The sequence below is a fragment of the Allorhizobium sp. NPDC080224 genome, assembly GCF_050281005.1.
Lineage (GTDB): Bacteria > Pseudomonadota > Alphaproteobacteria > Rhizobiales > Rhizobiaceae > Allorhizobium.
The window spans coordinates 184,360-203,037 of record NZ_JBNNWJ010000002.1 but is presented as its reverse complement, the minus strand read 5'-3'; the positions used below and the strand labels follow the sequence as shown (position 1 = coordinate 203,037).

The window sequence follows — 18,678 nt, the reverse complement described above, 5'->3', positions numbered from 1 at the left end:
GACTAGGGCAATACCGCAAGACATACCCTCATCCTACGAAACAGGAGATGCACTCATGTTGAAGAAGACCCTGCTTGCCACGGCGGCTCTCGTCGCTCTGGCTTCCGGCGTTCACGCCGAAGACCTCAAGGAATTCCGCATCGGCATTCTCGGTGGCGAAAACGAAGCCGACCGTCTGCGCAATTTCCAGTGCATGACCGAAAAGCTCCCGGCCGCTCTCGGCGTCGAGAAGGTCTCGCTCTTCCCGGCCGCTGATTATGATGGCGTCGTTCAGGGCCTGCTCGGCGGCACGCTCGATTACGCCGAGCTCGGCGCCTCGGCCTTCGCCAAGGTCTACCTCGCCAAGGAAGACGCCGTCGAGCCGATCCTGACCACCGTCCAGACCGACGGCTCCAGCGGCTATTACTCGATCATGGTTGCCCGCAAGGATTCGGGCATCACCAAGATCGAAGACGTCAAGGGCAAGAAGCTTGGCTACGCCGATCCGGATTCGACCTCCGGCTACCTCGTCCCCCTCGTCACCCTGCCGGAAGCCCTCGGCGCTCCGGTCGACCAGGTCGTCGCCTCCACCGGCTTCGGCGGCGGCCATGAGAACCTGGTTCTCGAAGTCGTCAAGGGCACCTTCGACGTCGGCACCACCTGGGGTTCGGGCGTTGGCGATTTCAAGGACGGCTACACCTCCGGCAACCTGCGCAAGATGGTCGACAAGGGCGTCCTGAACATGGACGACCTCGTCGAAGTCTGGAAGTCCCCGCTGATCCCGAACGGCCCGATCGTTGTCCGCACCTCGATGAACGACGATATGAAGACCAAGTTCAAGCAGTTCATGGTCGATCTTCCGAAGTCTGATCCGGCCTGCTTCTCGGCGGTCCAGGGTGGCGACTTCTCGGGCTACACCGAAGTCAACGTCGACTTCTACAAGCCGATCATCGATGCCCGCAAGGCAACCATCGGCGGCTGATCGCTTAACGAAACCAATAGGACCGCCGGCCGGGACACCGCCGGCGGTCTTTCCTTGAAGTCTTTTCCAGAGGATTTGCGGTGATGGCCATGACGGCGACACAGCCCACCCTGAGCGAGCGCGGCGCAGTCGTCGAGCGCCATTGGCAGGAACTGGCGGCGAAACGGCGCATCTATACGGGCCTTGGCGCCGTGATCCTGCTCCTCGCCGTGACCGGTTCGCTCTGGTTCGCCAACGACACCAATGCCGGCAAGTTCTTCGACCGCCTGCCCTACCTTTTTGACTTCGTGGGCGAACTCGTGCCCCGCGACGGATGGGAAATCTGGCGCGCCCTGTTCGACCTGCCCTCCCCCTATGACGACGGCAGCTTGAAATACAATTATCCGGAGGGTCGGTTCTACATCACCGACAGCCTCTACCTCCCCGAATACGTCCACAAGATGCTGGAGACGGTGAACATCGCGCTCCTGTCGACCGTGATCGCGATGATCTTCGGCTATGCGCTCGCCTTCCTTGCAGCCAAGAACACCATGCCGAGCGCCTGGATCCGCTGGCCGGTGCGCCGTTTCATGGAGATCCTGCGCGCCTTTCCGGAAGTGGTCATAGCAGGCTTCTTCCTGGCCATCCTTTCGCTTGGTCCCATCCCTGCGATCATCGCGGTGACGATCCACACCATCGGCGCACTCGGCAAGATGTTCTTCGAAGTCATCGAGAATGCCGACATGCGGCCGGACGAAGGTCTGCGCGCCGTCGGCGCCAACTGGTTCGAGCGCGTCTGGTTTGCCATCACGCCACAGGTCATGCCGAACTTCATGAGCTACTTCCTGCTGCGCATAGAAATCAACGTGCGCGCCTCGACGATCATTGGCGCTGTGGGCGGCGGCGGCATCGGTGAAGCCCTGCGCCTCTCGATCGGTCAGGGCCACGAAGCCAAGACGCTCGCCATCATCCTTCTGCTTTTGTCGACCGTCATCGCCGTCGACCAGTTCTCCGCATGGCTGCGCCGCAAGCTCGTCGGCGAGCAGTCTTTCCAGTCGGTCACGTGAGGTTTCGATGTCCATGATCAACACCGCCGAACTGAACCGTCTGGCCGAACGCTATCCGCAGGTGCTGGAGCGCAGCCTCTGGCAACGCTACCGCATTCCGGCTTCGCTCGGCATCCTGACCTTTTACTTCCTCTTTTGCTGGTGGTTCTTCGCCATTGGCAAAACGATGTCGGAGGCCAATTGGGGCATCGCCGGCAACTATCTTGCCGACTGGGTCTCCTACGAGATACGCCCGGAATTCGACATCGACCGCGACGGGGCGTTGACGATCAACTATCCGCGCTTCGATCCCATCGGACCGAACCCCAATCCGGACTGGATCGAGACGAAACGCGAAACGATCACCCGGTCCGAACCGCAGACCCCTGCGGCTGCAGCGCCGGCCCCAGCGGCCCCCACGCCGAGCTCGACCTTCAGCTTCATGACGTCCCCGAATCCGCAGGCATCAACTGCGACCGCCAGCGCCGAGACAAATGTCGCCGCAGCCCAAGCAACCTCCGAGGAAGTGATCACCGAAGCACAGGTGGCACTCTCCGGCACGGCCCGTATCGACATTGCCGGTGATCGCGTCACACTTGTTCGCGGCGAAGAAACAGTGACCCTGTTGCTCGATCCCGCCAGGGACACCGTGACGGTCGAAGGCGCACGTCCCGACTGGGTGGAGCAGCGCCTCGAAGGCGGCCGCGTGATCGCCTATTTCGGCTCGGCCGGCTGGCTCGACGTCTCCTCGGATCGCGTCCGCGTCCGCAAGCGGTTCTTCGGCTGGGAGAATTTCATCTTTGATACCAACTCGCCCTTCTTCGGCCTCTCTTCCGGTGAAGTCTGGCAGACAATTACCTCCGGCGAACGCATCGATCCGAAGATGAGCAATCTGGCACTCGCCTGGAACAACATTCTCTACAATGCCTCCTGGCAACACCTCGACGTCTGGACGAAGCTCTTGCAGACCATCGTCATGGCCTTCATGGGTACGCTGCTCGCCATGCTGGTCGCCTTCCCGCTCTCCTTCATTGCGGCGCGCAACATCACCCGCAACCGGCCGGTCAACCAGATCACCAAGCGCTTCTTCGACTTCGTCCGGTCGGTCGACATGCTGATCTGGGCCCTGTTCTTCACCCGCGCCTTCGGCCCTGGGCCGCTTGCCGGCATCTCGGCGATCTTCGTCACCGATACCGGCACGCTCGGGAAGCTGTATGCCGAGGCGCTGGAGAACATCGACGACAAGCAGCGCGAAGGGGTGAAGTCGGTCGGCGCCCCGGCGGCAGCAGTCCAACGCTTCGGCGTGCTTCCGCAGGTGATGCCGGTTTTCGCTTCCCAGGCGCTCTATTTCTGGGAATCGAACACACGATCGGCAACCATCATCGGCGCGGTCGGCGCAGGCGGCATCGGCCTCAAGCTCTGGGAAGCCATGCGCACCAATTCCGACTGGGAAAATGTCGCCTACATGGTGCTCCTGATCCTGATCGTGGTGTTCCTATTCGACGGCATCTCCAATAGCCTGCGCTCCCGCCTGATGGGCAAGAGCCGCCACTGATTCTGAGAGCGGGGTCCATTCCCGCGCCACCACACACGAAAGACATAGCCTTGCGTTACGCCTTTTACTTCGCACCCTGCGCCGACGCACCGCTGAGCCAGACGGCGGCGGCTTGGCTGGGACGCGATGCCTTCACCGGGATTGAACATCCAAGAACGGCCGAAACGGATTTTCCGGCGGAAGAACTGGATGCTCTGACGGCCGATCCCCGGCGATACGGCTTTCACGCGACGCTCAAGGCGCCCTTTCACCTGGCCGAAGGCATGAGCGAAGCCGATTTGCTTGCCGAATTTGCCGCGTTCGCCGCGAAAACGGCGGCCTTCGAAGTCCCCTCGATTATCGTCGGCCAGCTTGGGCCGTTCTTCGCTCTGCTTCCCGAGACACTTCATCGGCCGCTGCAGCAATTCGCAGCCGATGTCGTAGAAACCTTCGAGCCCTTCCGCGCCCCGCTCTCCGAAGCGGATGTCGCAAGGCGCAAGGCGGACACACTGCCGCCGAGTCAGCGCCAAAATCTGCTGAACTGGGGCTACCCTTACGTCTTCGATGAGTTCCGCTTCCACATGACGTTGACCGGGCCTGTATCGGACGCCCAGTCGCCTGCCATGGCCAATGTGCTCAACCTCCGCTTCGCCGATTTCATCGGCCGCCCTCTCCGGATCGACGGCCTCGCGCTCTTCGTTGAGCCCGAGCGCGGCGCACCTTTCCTCGTCCATTCATGGCTGCCCTTAAAGGCCGCCCAACAAAACGGCTGACCCCATGTCCGAACAGATCTTTTCCAATGCCCGCATCGTTCTCGAAAACCAGATTGTCGACGGCACAGTCGTGGTCCGTGATGGCCTGATCGCCGAAATCGAGGAGGGCCCGAGCCGCACCGGCGAGGACTTCGGCGGCGACTACCTGATCCCGGGCCTCGTCGAACTGCACACCGACCATCTGGAATCGCATTATTCCCCCCGCCCCGGCGTGCGCTGGCACATGACCTCGGCCATTCAGGCCCATGACGCCCAGATCGTCACCTCCGGCATCACCACCGTCTTCGATTGCCTGCGCATGGGCTCCGATGAGGACGGCGGCTTCGACAAGGGTGAGATGCGCGACATGGCCGACGCCATCCAGGCCGCCGAACGCGACGACCGGCTGCGGGCTGAGCATCTAATCCACCTGCGCTGCGAAGTCGCCTCCGACAATGTGCTCGAGCATTTCGCCGACTTCGAGAACGACCCGCATGTGCGTCTCGTCTCGCTGATGGACCACTCCCCGGGCCAGCGCCAGTTCCAGACGATGGAGCAGTACACGCTCTACTACAAGACCAAGCGCGGCCTGACCGACGAGCAGTTCGCCCGTTTCGTCGAAAGCCGCCTCCAGCTCTCCGAGCGTTATTCAGCCGTGCATCGCGACACGCTCGCCAGGGCCTGCGCCGAACGCGGCATCACGGTCGCAAGCCATGACGACGCAACGCTTGCCCATGTCGAGGAAGCCAAGGGTCATGGCGTCAAGCTCGCCGAATTCCCGACCAGCATCGAGGCAGCCGAAGCCTCGCACCAGTCGGGCATGAGCGTGCTGATGGGCGCCCCCAACGTTGTCCGCGGCAAGTCGCATTCCGGCAACATCGCAGCCCGTGATCTGGCCAAGCGCGGTGTGCTCGACGTCCTCTCGTCTGATTACGTGCCGCTGAGCCTGCTGCATGCGAGCTTCGTGCTCGCCGACGAGATCGACGGCATTTCGCTGCCCCAGGCGATCGCCATGGTGACGGCGACGCCGGCGCGAACGGTAAGCCTTGACGACCGCGGCCGGATAGAAACCGGCCTTCGCGCAGATCTCGTGCGCGTCCGCCGCGACGCAGGCGTGCCGGTGATCCGTGCCGTCTGGCGGGAAGGGCGCCGGGTGGCCTGATGATGCATGCAGCGACAGGCATGGCACTAGAACGGGATGCGTCACGCGGCACGGTCATTGCCGTTGTCGGCCCGAGCGGCGTCGGCAAGGACAGCCTCATGGATTTCGCACGCCGGCACTTTTCCGGCACAGAAGACATTCTTTTCGTCCGCCGCATGATCACCCGCCCGAAGGACTCCATCGGCGAGGATCATGAACCCGTCACTGCTGAGACCTTCGAGGCCTTGGTGCGGTCACGCGCCTTTGCCGTGTACTGGAAGGCCCACGGCCTCGGCTACGGCATTCCGGCCGATGTCCACGACGATCTCGCTGCCGGTCGCGTCGTCATCGTCAACGGTTCCCGCTCCGCCCTCGAGGGGTTTCGGGCCGCATTTCCGCAGCTGCTGGTCGTGAACGTCACTGCCCGTCCGGACGTGTTGGCCAAGCGTCTCGCCGCCCGCGGACGCGAAACGGCAGCCGATATCGAGGCAAGACTCGCCCGTGCAACGGACCCCTTACCCGAGGATGTAAAGGTCGTAACGATCGACAACAGCGGGGATCTGGCCGTAGCAGGCAGGCGACTGGTGGACCTGATTGAAGGTTTGCGGAGCGAAGTCTGAGCGCAATTGCGCGCGAAAATCGATCATGGTGCCACACGGCACGGCCTAAGCGCTGCGCGCGCTGGCTTTTTGCCGCTTTCTCCTTGACACTCCGCCCACCCTCACGTATGCGACGCTCGACTTAAAGCGTAGGCGAACTGCGCCTTCTGTTATTCGCCTCCGGCGAAGCTCAACCGGCAGGATCAAAAATCCTGCTCCTCCGACTGGCAAAAAGACGGCCCCTCGCAAGGGGAGAGCCGGAACGAACATGAAAGGATAAAAAATGTTCGCAGTCATCAAGACCGGCGGTAAGCAGTACCGCGTAAACGCCAACGACGTGCTGACCATCGAAAAGCTGGAAGCCGAAGCTGGCGCAACCATCGAATTCACCGAGATTCTCGTCGTCGGCGAAGGCGAAACCGCAACCATCGGCGCGCCCTTCGTGGCTGGCGCCAAGGTCACGGCAGAAGTTGTCGAGCAGACCCGCGGCAAGAAGGTCATCGCCTTCAAGAAGCGTCGTCGTCAGAACTCCAAGCGTTCGCGCGGCCATCGTCAGCACCACACTGTGGTGCGCATCACCGACATCGTCGCAGCCTGAAACGCGGATAACAAGGTTTAAAGGAGCAATCCAATGGCACACAAAAAAGCTGGCGGTTCCTCGCGCAACGGTCGCGATTCCAATTCCAAGCGCCTCGGCGTGAAGAAGTTCGGCGGCGAAGCCGTCATTCCGGGCAACATCATCGTGCGTCAGCGCGGTACGCAGTGGCATCCCGACGCCAATGTCGGCATGGGCAAGGATCACACCGTATTTGCGCTCATCGAAGGCAATGTCGCGTACCGTACCAAGGCCAACGGCAAGGTATACGTGTCCGTAATGCCGAAAGCCGAAGCAGCAGAATAAAGCCGGTAGCGTTTAACAGCCGGCGTCTCATCGACCCGGCTGACCGCACCAGGTTCAGTCTAGAAAAAAGGGGAGATGGGGCGCCATCTCCCCTTTTTTCTTGTCCAACGAAGGAGACTGAACCATGGAAAGTCTGATGTTGAGGGATGACCAATCACGGTCGCCCGAAGAACGGCCAAGGCCCGATCGGCCGAGGAGCGATTGCCCTGTCTTACTGTCGCAAAGGCTCGTCCTGCGCGCTCCCCACATCGAAGACATCGACGCCCTTGCCCATCTCGCCAATAACGCCGCCATCGCCACCATGGTGGCGCGCATGCCGCATCCCTACACGGCGAAAGACGCGGCCGACTTCGTGCGACGCACGAATATCGGCGAGATCGGCAAGTGCGTCTATGCCATCACCAAAGCGGACAACGGCGAATTCCTTGGTTGCTGCGCGCTGGAGCCCAATCCGGCCGACGATACGATCCTGGAAATGGGCTATTGGCTGGGCGAACCCTACTGGAACAGGGGCTACGCAACGGAAGCGGCCCACGCGCTGATCGACATGGCCTTCCGCACCCGTGAATGGGTGAGCCGCATCGATGCCCGTTGCCGGGTAACGAACATAGCCTCACGCCGCGTCATCCAAAAGTGCGGCTTCCAGTTCCAGGGCACCGGCATGGTCGGCAACCTGGCCATGGGCGGAACAGTCCCCGTCGAATGGTACCGGCTTGACCGCAAGACCTGGCTGTCCCTGAAGAGCTGGGGGGAGATGCGATGAGCGCGATGCTGGCGGATAGACCGGCGACAGCCGCGGCAATGCCGGGCCCCTGCCCGATCATCGAGACGGCACGCCTCACCCTGCGTCCACATCGGATGCAGGATGCCGATGCGATTGCCGGGTCGCTCGGCGACTTCGAAGTCGCCCGCATGCTGACGCGTGTGCCTGTTCCCTATGATCGGGAGGACGGTCGCGATTGGTTGAACATGGTGACATCGGGCCTGAAGTCCGACTGGCATTTTGCAATCACCCTGGATGGGGTGCATGTCGGCGTCGTCTCTCTGGAGGTCCGCCATGGTCTTTGGCACGTCGGCTACTGGCTGAACCGCTTCTATTGGGGCAAGGGCATCATGTCCGAAGCGCTCGAGGCAGCGCTCGAGCGCTTCTTCCGACGCATGCCGGGGGTCGAGATCGCAAGCGGCGCCTTTGCCGATAATCCGGCCTCGCGCCGGGTGCTGGAAGGGCGCGGATTCCGGATCGTCGGGGTGCGCGACGTCTATTCGAAGTCGCGCGCGCAGATGGTGTCGCTGGTCGAAATGCGGCTCGGCCAGACGGATTTTGCCAGCCGCAGTTACAAAGCATAGCCGACTTTCCTCCGGGCGCTCCGCGCCCGGAGTCACTACTCCCCGAGCTCGACCCAGACCGGGAAATGGTCGGATCCGACGGCCGACCGATCCACATGGCAGTTCCTCAGTCGACCAACGAGACCGCCACTGACGAAGCAGTAATCGAGATGCATGCGCCGCGATCCATCCTCGCTGATCCAGCTATAGCCATCCGCTCGCCGCGATTTGAGTTGAGCTTCGACATCGACGGGATAGCCCGCTCTCGGCGCACGTCCATAATAGGCGTCTTTTCGCCCGACCATGGTGATGTATTCAGGGCTTTCCGGCTCCATGTTGAAGTCGCCCATGACAAGGAAGTCCTCCGGCAGCGGCGGATCGGTGACGGCGAATTCGATCGCACCGGTAAGGGCTCCGCCCTCGGAGAGATAACCGAAGACACGCTCCTTGAGATAAGCGACCTGGGCGATGCGCTCGTCCGGCGAGACATGGTCGAGGTGGACGGAATAGACACGCAGGGCGCCATCAGGCGTCTCGATAACGGTCTCCAACGCGCCGCGCTGCAGGTTCAGCTTGTCGAATGTGCGGTTGCGCGGCAGAAGCAGGTTGCGGCTCGATCGGATCGGATAACGCGACAGGACCATGTTGCCGAACTGGAAGCGCCGCTCACGGAGGCGACCGTCAATCGTGGTATTATCCACCAGCACGTCGCAGGCCGGACCGAAGGCCGCAAAGTAGTCCGGAAACAATGCGGAAAAGGTCTCGACCAGATCGGCGTAACCGTTCCGGCTATAGCCACGGGTCACCTCCTGCAGAGCGATCACGTCCGCATCGCGGATGCTGTCGGCGATCCGATCAGGGTCAAAACGCCCGTCCTGGCCGACGCCATACTGGATGTTGTAGCTTACGAACTTCACGATACTCTTTGACCTCCGCGCCAAGCGGCTATATCGATGGCCGCAACTCTCCGCGCAGAACCTGACAGAAGAATTGACGGCAGCAAGATGAAATTTCTCGACGAGGCTAAGGTATATATTCGCTCGGGCGACGGCGGCGCCGGTGCTGTTTCGTTTCGGCGCGAAAAGTTCATCGAGTTCGGCGGACCTGACGGCGGCGACGGCGGTCGTGGCGGTGACGTCTGGGTCGAGGCCGTGAACGGCCTGAACACCCTCATCGACTTCCGCTTCCAGCAACACTTCAAAGCGAAGACCGGCACGCACGGCATGGGCCGCAACCGCACGGGCGCCAATGGCGAAGACGTGACGCTGAAGGTTCCCGTCGGCACACAGATCTTCGAGGAAGACAACGAGACACTGATCGTCGACATGACGGTCGAAGGCCAGCGTTTCCGCATCGCCAAGGGCGGCAATGGCGGCTTCGGCAACGCCCATTTCAAGACATCCACGAACCAGGCCCCGGACTGGGCCAATCCGGGCCTCGAAGGCGAGGAAAAGACCGTCTGGCTGCGGCTGAAGCTGATCGCCGATGCCGGCCTCGTCGGCCTGCCCAATGCCGGCAAGTCCACCTTCCTGGCCTCCGTCACCCGCGCCCGGCCGAAGATTGCCAATTACCCCTTCACGACGCTGCACCCCAACCTCGGCGTTGCGACCGTCGATGAGCGAGAGTTCATCCTGGCCGATATTCCAGGCCTGATCGAAGGCGCCCATGAAGGTGTCGGCATTGGCGACCGTTTCCTCGGCCATGTCGAGCGCACACGTGTGCTCCTCCACCTTGTCTCCGCTCAGGAAGAACAGGTCGGCAAGGCCTATAAGACCGTGCGCTACGAGCTTGATGCCTATGGCGGCGGTCTGGATGACAAGCCGGAAATCGTCGCGCTGGCGCAGATCGACGTGCTTGACGAGGCCGAACTGAAGAAGAAGGCGGCGGAACTGAAGAAGGCCTGCGGCCAGACACCGCTTCTGCTCTCCGCGATCACCGGCAAGGGCATGACCGATGCGCTGCGCGCCCTGCGCGATATCATCGTCGCGGCTCAGGGTAACCAGCCCCTGCCCGAAAAGCGCGAGAAGAACCGCCGCAAGCGGGATGACGACGGAAATCTGGAAGCCGACTTCGACGGAGAAAGCGACGATTGATGTCCACCCGGCTCCGCTCGCTTTCCCGCGTCAAGCGGGTCGTCATCAAGATCGGGTCCGCCCTTCTGGTCGATCGAGGGTCCGGGATCCGCAAGCAATGGCTCGATGCGATCTGTGACGATATCGCAGCCCTGAAAGCCCGTGGGACCGACGTTCTCGTCGTGTCCTCAGGTGCGATTGCGCTCGGTCGAACCGTGCTCGACATGCCCTCCGGTGCCCTCAAGCTCGAGGAGAGCCAGGCCTGCGCTGCTGTCGGCCAGATCGCATTGGCCCGCCACTGGTCGGAAAGCCTTTCGCGACACCAGATTGTTGCCGGCCAGATCCTGCTGACGCTCGGCGACACCGAGGAACGCCGGCGTTACCTGAACGCCCGCGCCACCCTCAGCCAGCTCTTGAAGATTGGCGCCATCCCGATCATCAACGAGAACGATACGGTCGCCACCACCGAAATTCGTTACGGCGATAACGACCGCCTGGCAGCCCGAGTGGCGACCATGGCCGGCGCCGACCTGCTTGTGCTGCTCTCCGATATCGACGGCCTCTACACCGCCCCGCCGCACCTCGATCCTCAGGCGCAGTTCCTCGACACGATCGAGGAAATCACGCCCGCGATCGAAGCCATGGCCGGAGGGGCTGCCTCCGAGCTCTCCCGTGGAGGCATGCGCACAAAGATCGATGCCGGCAAGATCGCAACCAGCGCCGGCTGCGCCATGATCATTGCTTCCGGCAAGACGATGAACCCGCTGTCATCGATCGAAAACGGAGCACGCCATTCCTGGTTTGCAGCCTCCAAGTCGCCCGTCACGGCACGCAAGACCTGGATCGCTGGTCAGCTGCAGCCGGCAGGCACGCTTCAGGTCGACAACGGCGCCGAAGGCGCGCTGCGCTCGGGCAAGAGCCTGTTACCGGCCGGTGTGCGCTCCGTCTCCGGCGCCTTCCATCGCGGCGATACCGTATCGATCGTCACGATCGAAGGACGCGAGATCGCCCGTGGACTGGCGGGTTACGACGCCGACGAGGCGCGCCGCATCTGCGGCCGCAAATCCAACGAAATCGAGCAGATCCTCGGTTATGCAGGTCGCGCTGCGATGATTCATCGCGACGACCTCGTCATGACCGAACTCGGCCAGCGCGAAAGCGCAGCCGGTGACCGGAAGGATGCCGCCCATGCATGATACCGTGTCGAACCAGAACTCTGTCGAAGGCCTGATGCTCGACATCGGCCGCCGCGCCCGCGCTGCAGCAAGACCACTGGCGATCGCATCGACAGAAGCAAAGAACCAGGCATTGCTGGCCATGGCCGACGCCTTGATGGCGGCCGAGGCCGAGGTCCTCGCCGCCAATGCGATCGATCTCAAGAATGCCGCAGAATCGGGCCTTGCCGCATCCTTCATCGACCGGCTCACTCTCAATTCGGCCCGCGTAGCCGCGATCGCCCAGTCGATGCGCGAGATAGCCAACCTGCCAGATCCCGTCGGCACCGTCATCACTGAATGGGACCGCCCGAACGGCCTTCATATCGAACGCGTTCGCACGCCGCTCGGTGTCATCGGCGTGATCTACGAAAGCCGCCCGAACGTCACTGCCGATGCGGGCGCTCTTTGCCTGAAGGCCGGCAATGCGGTGATCCTGCGCGGCGGCTCGGATTCGGCCAATTCATCGCGCGCTATCCATGCCTGCCTGGTCAAGGGCCTTCTCTCCGCCGGCCTGCCCGCTGACGCGATCCAGCTTGTGCCGACCACCGATCGTGCCGCCGTCGGCGCTCTGCTTTCCGGCCTTGAGGGATCGATCGACGTAATCGTGCCGCGCGGGGGAAAAAGCCTCGTCGCGCGCGTCCAGCAGGAAGCACGCGTCCCGGTCTTTGCCCATCTCGAAGGTCTCTGCCACGTCTATGTCGACGGCTCCGCCGATCTGGAGATGGCAAAGAAGATCGTCGTCAACGCCAAGATGCGCCGCACCGGTATCTGCGGTTCGGCTGAAACCCTGCTGATTGACAGTGCCGCAATCGGCACCCATCTGCAGCCCCTGATCGAGGCGCTGACCGAAGCGGGCTGCGAAGTCCGCGCCTCCGCAACAGTGCTCCGGGTCATGCCGGGCTTCAAGCCGGCAACGGAGGAGGACTGGCGCACGGAATATCTCGACGCGATCATTTCCGTCGCGGTGGTCGATGGCATTGGTGGTGCGATCGACCATATCGCTCGCTATTCTTCGAACCACACCGAAGCCGTGATTGCAGAAGACCCCGCCGTCGTCGAACGCTTCTTCAACGAGATCGATTCGGCCATCCTGCTGCACAACGCATCGACCCAGTTCGCTGATGGCGGCGAATTCGGCATGGGCGCCGAGATCGGCATCGCGACCGGCAAGATGCATGCGCGCGGGCCCGTGGGCGTCGAGCAGCTGACCTCCTTCAAGTACCGCGTCCGCGGCACCGGCCAGGTCCGTCCCTGACGTGGCGGAAGAGGCGGTCGCCCATCGTCATCTCGTGATGCCGCATGTCGAGCGCGGGATGGTGATCGGCCTCTTCGGCGGTTCCTTCAACCCGCCGCATCAAGGACACCTGCTCGTCGCCGAAATCGCTCTGCGTCGCCTTGGTCTTGACCAGCTCTGGTGGCTGGTGACACCGGGCAACCCGTTGAAGAGCCGAACGGAGCTGATGCCTCTCGCAGAGCGTCTGAACGCCTGCGAGCAATTGGCCACGGATCCGCGCATCAAGGTCACCGCCTTCGAGAAAACGCTCGGAACGAGTTACACCGCACGCACGCTCGAGTTCATTCGTACTCGCAATCCACATGCCCATTTCATCTGGATCATGGGGGCCGACAATCTCGCCGGTTTCCATCGCTGGCAGCGCTGGCAGAAGATCGCCACCACCTTCCCGATCGCCGTGATCGACCGACCTGGCTCGACGCTCGCCTATCTCTCCTCGAAGATGGCCCGCACCTTCGACTATGCACGTGTCGATGAGGAGGATGCAGGCGTACTCTGGCAGAAGCGGGCGCCGGCCTGGACCTTCATTCACGGACCCCGCTCGACGCTGAGTTCGTCGGCGATCCGAGCGGCCGCAGGCACCGTGCGACAATGACGACGCAAAGCCCCCGCATCTGCGACCATGCCTTGAAAGTTTAATGGATCGATGCCACCTTTTGTCGGTGATCTCAGTTATGAGAATCGCAGACGTGCTGTTCTGTTTTGCCAAGGAAAGGACGAACTCTGACAACAGTACACACCAAGGGACGCGCCTCCCGCGCTATCCCGAAGAGCATGGAACGTGGCGCCGATGCTGCAGCCCGTGCGCTTGAGCTGGTCCTCGCAAGCCTCGAGGACTCGAAAGCAGAAGACATCGTCTCCATCGACATTGCCGGCAAATCGGCGCTGGGCGACTACATGGTGGTCGTATCCGGACGCTCGAACCGTCATGTCTCGGCGATCAGCGAACACCTCATCTCCGACTTGAAGGACGAAGGCCTGGGTTCCGCCCGCGTCGAAGGCCTGGAGACCGGCGATTGGGTTCTGATCGACACGGGAGACATCATCGTGCATGTGTTCCGACCTGAAATCCGCGAATTCTACAACCTGGAAAGGATGTGGGCAGTGCCGGATATCGAGGATCGCCTGCACTGAAAACGGCCGGCCGTCCGTCGGACGGTCCCGAAGCCGGATTGACACGGCAGTGCTCTTGCTGCCGATAGAGATGGTTTTGTGACCTGAACCTGGGACTGCCCGCATGAAAATTGGCATCTACGCCGTGGGCCGGCTGAAAGCCGGTCCGGAGAAGGAACTCGCGTCCCGCTATCTGGACCGCTTCGCCAAGGCTGGACCGCAATGCGGCCTGGAATTCACGCGCTCCGTGGAGCTGAATGAAAGCCGCGCCGGCAATGCCGACACGAGAAAGCGCGAGGAAGCCCAGGAGCTTTCCCGCCAGATTCCTGACGGCGCGCTGATTGTCGTCCTCGACGAGCGCGGCAAGGCCTTCGACAGCGCCGAATTTGCGAAATTCGTCGGCGATGCTGCCGACAACGGCCAGCGCGACATGGCCTTCGTCATCGGCGGCGCCGATGGCATTGACCCGGACCTGCGTGATCGCGCCCGCCTCGTTCTCAATCTTGGCAAACTGACCTGGCCACATCAGCTGGTCCGCATCCTGATTGCCGAGCAGCTGTATCGGGCCGTGACCATCCTGACGGGACATCCCTATCACCGCGTTTGAGGCGCTGATCACGATCGGCGCGGCATACCTTTGCCTTGTTCGCAAATCAGCGTATTTTCCCGCCGAACCGGATGAAGCCTTTGCCCACTGCAGCCAATGACAACGCACGTCTGATCGACGGCAGCCGCCGCAAGGTTGGCTTGGCTGCGGCCTTTGTTCTGGCGGCACTCCTGGCGTCGGCATCCCCCCTTTCGACCCATGCGCAACAGAACACGCCTGCGGATACTAATACCACCACCGGCGCGTTGCCGCCGGGCCCCGCGACCACGGGTGACCGTGTCGTATCAGGTCCAGCGCCTGATCCAGCCCTCGAACTGCGTTCCAAACGCGATCAGGTGAGCTCGGAATTGCAGGAAATCGCCGCCAGCATGAAGCTGTCGGAAGAAAAAGCGACCGAACTTGAGAACAGCATCGCGGAGCTGGAAAAGACTTCCCTGAGCCTGAAGACGGCGCTGATCGAATCGGCCAAACGCCGCAAGGACATCGAAAATCAGATCAACCAGGGCGAGAAGCGGCTCGCCGATATCGGCCTGCGTGAGGATGAGATCCGCGGCTCCTTCCGGGAGCGTCGGGCGACGCTGGCGGAGGTCCTGGCCGCTCTCCAGCGGATGGGCCGCAATCCGCCGCCGGCCCTGCTGGTCAGTCCCGAGGACGCACTCGGCTCCGTCCGCACAGCGATCCTTCTGGGTGCTGTCGTCCCCGGCATTCGCCACGAGACGGACAAGCTGGCCGCCGATCTCGAAGAGTTGATCGCGCTCAGGAATGCGGGGAAGCAGGAGATGGACGGCCTCGTCGCGGCCATCGCCAACCGCCAGGAGGAAGAGCGGCGGATGGATCTTCTCGTCGTCGAAAACGATCGGCTCGCCCGCACGAATTCGCTGCAGCTGCAGGCAGAACGCAAGCAATCGGAGGCACTTGCCGAGCGTGCCTCAACGATGGAGGCCCTGATCCAGTCGCTCGAAAGCGAGATCACCTCGGTGCGTCAGGCGGCAGAACTTGCCCGCGCCGAGGAGGCAAGACGCAGCCAGATGAGCGAGGAGCAGAGAGCCCGCGCGCTGGAGCTTGCGCAGTCCGGACTGCCCGATAAAAACCGCATTGCGCCAGCATATCCGTTCTCTGAGCTGAAGCAGAAACTGGACTTGCCGGTTGCCGGCGAAACCCTGCGACAGTTCGGCGATCCGGACGGGACAGGCCACCAGGCGCAGGGCATCGTCATTGCCTCACAGCCCGGTTCGCTGGTCACTGCACCGGCCGATGCATGGGTAGTGTTTGCTGGAAATTTTCGAAGCTACGGCCAGATGATCATTCTGAATACGGGCGACGGCTATCATATGGTGCTGTCCGGCATGGACCGGATCAGCACGAGCCAAGGCAAGTTCGTCCTCTCTGGGGAGCCTCTGGCGACCATGGGTGAGAAAAGAGTGGCAAGCGCGACGGTATTGGCGCTGGAAACCGATCGGCCGACGCTTTACATTGAACTTCGGAAAGACGGTAAACCGGTTGATTCCCGTCCCTGGTGGGCCGGAGGCGATTCTGGAAAGGCACAGAATGATACGTAGGGTCTCTCTTCTCCTCGTCGGCGCATTGATGGGCGCAACCGCGATGAGCGTCATTTATTCGGCGGGTGTTCCGGCGCAGGCTGCGGGCAATTCCACCTATCGTGAACTGTCGATCTTCGGCGATGTCTTTGAGCGCATTCGCGCCCAATACGTGACACCGCCGGACGAGAACAAGCTGGTTGAAAGTGCCATCAACGGCATGCTGACCTCGCTGGATCCGCACTCCGTCTACATGAACGCCAAGGATGCGGCCGACATGCAGACACAGACGCGCGGTGAATTCGGCGGCATCGGCATCGAAGTCACGATGGAGGAAGAGCTCGTCAAGGTCATCACGCCGATCGACGACACGCCCGGCGCCAAGGCCGGCATTCTCGCCGGCGACTTCATCTCCGAAATCAACGGCGAAAGCGTGCGCGGCCTCAAGCTCGAGGAAGCTGTCGAAAAGATGCGTGGGGCGGTCAACACGCCGATCAAGCTGACCATCCTGCGCGAGGGTGCCGACAAGCCGTTGGACATCACCGTGACCCGCGAGATCATTGCGATCCGCGCCGTCAAGTCGCGCGTCGAGGGCGATGTCGGTTATCTGCGCGTCATCTCGTTTACCGAGAAGACCTATGACGATCTGGAAGCGGCGATCGAGAAGATCAAGAAGGAAGTCCCGGAAGACAAGCTGAAGGGCTATGTCCTTGACCTGCGTCTCAACCCGGGTGGCCTGCTCGATCAGGCGATCTATGTCTCCGACGCCTTCCTGGAGCGTGGCGAAGTGGTTTCGACCCGTTCGCGCGATCCGCAGGATACCCGCCGCTTCAACGCCACCGCAGGCGATCTGACCGACGGCAAGCCGGTGGTCGTCCTGATCAATGGCGGTTCGGCATCGGCATCGGAAATCGTGGCCGGCGCGCTGCAGGATCTGAAGCGTGCGACCGTGCTCGGCACCCGCTCCTTCGGCAAGGGTTCCGTGCAGACCATCATCCCGATGGGCGACAAGGGCGCACTGCGCCTGACGACGGCACTCTATTACACACCCTCCGGCAGTTCGATCCAGGGAACCGGCATCGAGCCCGACATCAAGGTCGAGCAGCCGCTTCCGGAAGATCTCCAGGGCAAGGTGCGGACCGAGGGCGAATCCTCTCTTCCTGGCCACATCAAGGGCCAGAACGAGAACGAGGAAGGCTCCGGTTCGGTTGCCTATGTGCCACCGGAAGCCAAGGACGACGTCCAGCTCAACTATGCACTCGACCTGCTGCGTGGCGTGAAGACCGATCCGGCCTTCCCCGCCGATCCGCAGAAGGCAGCTCTGCAGTAAGCATCTGATCTGACCGCCCGCGTATCCCTGATGCGCGGGCGGTCTTTCTGTATCCGGACTGCCGACATCACTGGAAGTATCGCATGGATCTTCATGCACCGCTCGGTCAGGAGCGAAAGGACAAGAAGCCAGGCAAAGGCAGCTCTGCTTTGTCCAGTCTTGCGGCTGCCCTTGCCGTCGTCTCCCTTGCAGGTTTTTCCGCATGGACGGCCCTGTCCCCGGCAAACCTGCGCTCGGTACCGCCGATCAATCTCACCCCCGCGCCACCGGAAACGGCCGAGGCTCCAGACACATCGGCGAGCCGCGAACCGCAGCAGGAGGCAGCCGGTATCGCCAGGAGCGGCCCGAACGACGGAGCCGTGCTCCGCCGCACCACCACTGCGGACGGCAATATCGTCACGACCTTCAGCCCGACGGGTCGACAGGGGCCTGTCATCATTGGCACAGCCCCGACCCAAGACCCGAGGCTTGCCGGCCAGCCCAATGAAGACCTGATCGAACTGACCGATGCGGGCGAGCTTCCTGCCGTGTCGGCTTCCGGCCTCCGCCCCGTCGATTTCTATGCAAGACCGTGGTCCGGCGCGCGCGGCACACGGATCGCGATCGTCATTGGCGGCATCGGCCTCAGCCAGACCGGCAGCCAGAAGGCGATCCGCGAACTGCCCGAGGACATCACCCTCGCCTTTGCCGCAACCGGCAACAGCCTGCAGCGCTGGATGCAGGAGGCCCGCCGCAAGGGACATGAGATCGTTCTTCAGGTGCCGATGGAGCCCTTCGATTATCCGGCCAATGATCCGGGGCGAGGCGCGTTGCTGGCCGAGAAGACGGCAGCGACCAATATCGCCAACCTGCACCAGGCCATGGCGCAGATCACGAACTACACCGGCATCATGAACTATATGGGCGCCCGCTTCCTCGCCGACGACAAGGCCATGGACCCTGTCATGCGCGATATCGGCAAGCGTGGCCTGATGTTCCTCGACGACGGCTCCACCGCGCGCTCGCTGTCGGGTGATTTCGCCAAGGCGATCGGCTTCCCGCATGCCTATGCGGACGTGATGATCGACGCGCAGGTGGATCGTCAGGCGATCCTGACGAAACTCGATGAATTGGAGCGTATTGCGCGGCGCAACGGCCAGGCGATCGGCGTCGGTGCGGCCTTCGACGAGACCATTGCAGCTGTCGCCGAATGGCGTAATGAAGCGGTTGCCCGTGGCATCGAATTCGTCGGCGTCTCAGCACTCGCCAACGACAACAGCCCCTGAGGA

The 18,678-nt window shown here is 62.4% G+C and carries 20 protein-coding genes; 19 read left to right on the top strand and 1 reads right to left on the bottom strand.

The features are described 5' to 3' along the window. Positions 1-55 precede the first annotated feature (55 nt). From phnD to ACQKP1_RS19265, 10 genes are all read left to right on the top strand, one after another. The gene (gene phnD, locus ACQKP1_RS19310; protein WP_427276614.1) at positions 56-961 is read left to right on the top strand and encodes a phosphonate ABC transporter substrate-binding protein; all 906 of its coding nucleotides are present in this window, start codon (positions 56-58) and stop codon (positions 959-961) included. Between the two features lie 83 nt (positions 962-1,044). After that, positions 1,045-2,007, top strand: coding sequence for a phosphonate ABC transporter, permease protein PhnE (gene phnE / locus ACQKP1_RS19305; RefSeq protein WP_427276613.1), 963 nt, complete (start codon positions 1,045-1,047; stop codon positions 2,005-2,007). Between the two features lie 7 nt (positions 2,008-2,014). Next, a complete protein-coding gene (gene phnE, locus ACQKP1_RS19300) occupies positions 2,015-3,541 on the top strand; it encodes a phosphonate ABC transporter, permease protein PhnE (RefSeq protein WP_427276612.1) in 1,527 nt (508 codons plus the stop codon). 50 nt (positions 3,542-3,591) lie between these two features. Further along, a complete protein-coding gene (locus ACQKP1_RS19295) occupies positions 3,592-4,293 on the top strand; it encodes a DUF1045 domain-containing protein (protein ID WP_203018602.1) in 702 nt (233 codons plus the stop codon). Between the two features lie 4 nt (positions 4,294-4,297). After that, positions 4,298-5,434, top strand: a complete 1,137-nt coding sequence (locus ACQKP1_RS19290; protein WP_427276611.1) for an alpha-D-ribose 1-methylphosphonate 5-triphosphate diphosphatase — start codon at positions 4,298-4,300, stop codon at positions 5,432-5,434. Next, positions 5,434-6,033, top strand: a complete 600-nt coding sequence (gene phnN, locus ACQKP1_RS19285; protein ID WP_425958662.1) for a phosphonate metabolism protein/1,5-bisphosphokinase (PRPP-forming) PhnN — start codon at positions 5,434-5,436, stop codon at positions 6,031-6,033. The genes ACQKP1_RS19290 and phnN overlap by 1 nt, the downstream gene beginning before the upstream one ends. Before the next feature lie 262 nt (positions 6,034-6,295). Next, positions 6,296-6,610, top strand: a complete 315-nt coding sequence (rplU, locus tag ACQKP1_RS19280; RefSeq protein WP_054150254.1) for a 50S ribosomal protein L21 — start codon at positions 6,296-6,298, stop codon at positions 6,608-6,610. A gap of 33 nt (positions 6,611-6,643) precedes the next feature. Further along, on the top strand, positions 6,644-6,913 hold the full coding sequence (gene rpmA / locus ACQKP1_RS19275) for a 50S ribosomal protein L27 (protein ID WP_054158048.1): 270 nt from the start codon (positions 6,644-6,646) through the stop codon (positions 6,911-6,913). Between the two features lie 124 nt (positions 6,914-7,037). Beyond that, on the top strand, positions 7,038-7,676 hold the full coding sequence (locus ACQKP1_RS19270; RefSeq protein WP_427276610.1) for a GNAT family N-acetyltransferase: 639 nt from the start codon (positions 7,038-7,040) through the stop codon (positions 7,674-7,676). Next, on the top strand, positions 7,673-8,260 hold the full coding sequence (locus tag ACQKP1_RS19265; protein WP_427276609.1) for a GNAT family N-acetyltransferase: 588 nt from the start codon (positions 7,673-7,675) through the stop codon (positions 8,258-8,260). The genes ACQKP1_RS19270 and ACQKP1_RS19265 overlap by 4 nt, the downstream gene beginning before the upstream one ends. Before the next feature lie 35 nt (positions 8,261-8,295). On the opposite strand, the gene ACQKP1_RS19260 is transcribed toward ACQKP1_RS19265, so the two are convergent. After that, a complete protein-coding gene (locus ACQKP1_RS19260) occupies positions 8,296-9,156 on the bottom strand; it encodes an endonuclease/exonuclease/phosphatase family protein (protein WP_427276608.1) in 861 nt (286 codons plus the stop codon). A gap of 87 nt (positions 9,157-9,243) precedes the next feature. Here ACQKP1_RS19260 and obgE point away from each other — a divergent pair, with 87 nt between their 5' ends. From obgE to ACQKP1_RS19215, 9 genes are all read left to right on the top strand, one after another. Beyond that, the gene (obgE, locus tag ACQKP1_RS19255) at positions 9,244-10,332 is read left to right on the top strand and encodes a GTPase ObgE (protein ID WP_427276607.1); all 1,089 of its coding nucleotides are present in this window, start codon (positions 9,244-9,246) and stop codon (positions 10,330-10,332) included. Continuing rightward, the gene (proB, locus tag ACQKP1_RS19250; RefSeq protein ID WP_427276606.1) at positions 10,332-11,507 is read left to right on the top strand and encodes a glutamate 5-kinase; all 1,176 of its coding nucleotides are present in this window, start codon (positions 10,332-10,334) and stop codon (positions 11,505-11,507) included. Before obgE ends, proB begins: the two co-directional genes overlap by 1 nt. After that, entirely contained in the window at positions 11,500-12,783 is a 1,284-nt protein-coding gene (locus ACQKP1_RS19245) for a glutamate-5-semialdehyde dehydrogenase (RefSeq protein WP_427276605.1), read from the top strand. Before proB ends, ACQKP1_RS19245 begins: the two co-directional genes overlap by 8 nt. Before the next feature lie 37 nt (positions 12,784-12,820). Beyond that, a complete protein-coding gene (locus tag ACQKP1_RS19240) occupies positions 12,821-13,417 on the top strand; it encodes a nicotinate-nucleotide adenylyltransferase (RefSeq protein ID WP_427276804.1) in 597 nt (198 codons plus the stop codon). A gap of 179 nt (positions 13,418-13,596) precedes the next feature. Then, positions 13,597-13,956, top strand: a complete 360-nt coding sequence (rsfS, locus tag ACQKP1_RS19235; protein WP_427276604.1) for a ribosome silencing factor — start codon at positions 13,597-13,599, stop codon at positions 13,954-13,956. A 103-nt stretch (positions 13,957-14,059) separates the two neighbouring features. Continuing rightward, positions 14,060-14,542: a 23S rRNA (pseudouridine(1915)-N(3))-methyltransferase RlmH gene (gene rlmH, locus ACQKP1_RS19230; RefSeq protein ID WP_006724334.1), complete on the top strand. Its 483-nt coding sequence runs from the start codon at positions 14,060-14,062 to the stop codon at positions 14,540-14,542. Positions 14,543-14,613: 71 nt separating this feature from the next. Then, positions 14,614-16,101 (top strand): murein hydrolase activator EnvC family protein, encoded by a 1,488-nt coding sequence (locus ACQKP1_RS19225; RefSeq protein ID WP_427276603.1) that lies wholly within the window; start codon positions 14,614-14,616, stop codon positions 16,099-16,101. Further along, entirely contained in the window at positions 16,091-17,410 is a 1,320-nt protein-coding gene (locus tag ACQKP1_RS19220; protein WP_203018617.1) for a S41 family peptidase, read from the top strand. Before ACQKP1_RS19225 ends, ACQKP1_RS19220 begins: the two co-directional genes overlap by 11 nt. An 83-nt stretch (positions 17,411-17,493) precedes the next feature. Continuing rightward, positions 17,494-18,675 (top strand): divergent polysaccharide deacetylase family protein, encoded by a 1,182-nt coding sequence (locus tag ACQKP1_RS19215; protein WP_427276602.1) that lies wholly within the window; start codon positions 17,494-17,496, stop codon positions 18,673-18,675. The last annotated feature ends 3 nt before the right edge of the window (positions 18,676-18,678 follow it).